The sequence below is a fragment of the Microbacterium hydrocarbonoxydans genome (assembly GCF_023715885.1).
Lineage (GTDB): Bacteria > Actinomycetota > Actinomycetes > Actinomycetales > Microbacteriaceae > Microbacterium > Microbacterium hydrocarbonoxydans_C.
This window is the reverse complement of sequence record NZ_JAMBOY010000018.1, coordinates 1-443: the sequence shown is the minus strand read 5'-3', so window position 1 is coordinate 443 and position 443 is coordinate 1. Positions and strand designations below refer to the sequence as shown.

Genomic DNA, 443 nt, shown 5'->3' with positions numbered 1-443 from the left:
CCGATGCAGTGCGAGTACTTCGCGCTGGAAGGGCTGTCGGACCTCGTCAATACGATCAAGCAGGTCCACGCGAACATGAATCGCGACCTGAAGATCATCGGCCTGCTGCGCGTGATGTTCGATCCGCGCATCACGCTGCAGCAGCAAGTCTCCGATCAACTGAAAGCGCACTTCGGCGACAAGGTGTTCGACGCGGTGATTCCGCGCAACGTGCGTCTGGCGGAAGCGCCGAGTTACGGGTTGCCGGGCGTCGTGTTCGATCGCAGCTCGCGCGGTGCGCAGGCGTATATCCAGTTCGGTGCCGAGATGATCGAACGCGTGCGCGCGTTCGAGGTGTCGTGATCCGGACATGAGCGAAGCGAGGAAGAAAGACATGAACGCGGTACCAAAGAAGAAGGGCTTGGGACGTGGCCTCGAAGCGCTGCTCGGCGGCAGTGCCGATA

1 protein-coding gene is annotated in these 443 nt (G+C 61.2%); it reads left to right on the top strand.

The window, feature by feature from the left end:
• Positions 1–342, top strand: a 342-nt coding sequence (locus M3195_RS16725) for a ParA family protein (RefSeq protein WP_251589224.1), incomplete at its 5' end; no start/stop codon positions are given.
• Between the last annotated feature and the right edge of the window lie 101 nt (positions 343–443).